This is a genomic window from Vibrio sp. 1402 (assembly GCF_033340275.1).
In genome coordinates, this window is the sequence record NZ_JAWOWE010000454.1 from 1 (window position 1) to 596 (window position 596).

Sequence of the window (596 nt, forward strand, 5' to 3'; positions counted from 1 at the left end):
TGCGTTGTTGCATTCACTAACGGTTTCCACGGTTGTACCGCAGGCGCGCTGGCGGCTACAGGTAATCAGCATCATCGACAAGGTAACGGCTCAAGCCTTACAAACGTAACGCGCATTCCGTTCGAAGGTTACGCTGGCGTTGATGGTTTGGCGCTGTTCGAAACTATGCTGAATGACAACTCTGCAGGTATGGACAAACCAGCAGCCGTATTGCTGGAAACCGTACAAGGCGAGGGTGGTTTAAACGCCGCCTCTAATGAGTGGCTACAGCGCTTGAGTAAAATATGTAAAGCAAACGACATTCTATTGATTGTCGATGACATTCAAGCTGGTTGTGGCCGAACTGGGACATTCTTCAGTTTTGAGCCATCAGGTATTGAACCCGATATTGTGACGCTATCGAAATCGATCGGTGGTTACGGTCTGCCAATGGCGGTTGTACTGCTGAAGCCAGAACTTGACCAATGGAAACCAGGCGAGCACAACGGCACGTTCCGTGGTAACAACCACGCATTTATTACTGCGGCAAAAGCACTAGAAATCTACTGGTCAAATGACGATTTCGAAACGCACATTAAGCAATGTTCGCAAAATGT

General features: G+C 48.5%; 1 protein-coding gene. It reads left to right on the plus strand.

Translation table 11 applies throughout. From position 1 onward, the window contains the following. Nucleotides 1-596: aminotransferase class III-fold pyridoxal phosphate-dependent enzyme (locus R7044_RS26630; RefSeq protein ID WP_225456165.1), on the plus strand; the 596-nt coding region annotated here is incomplete at both ends.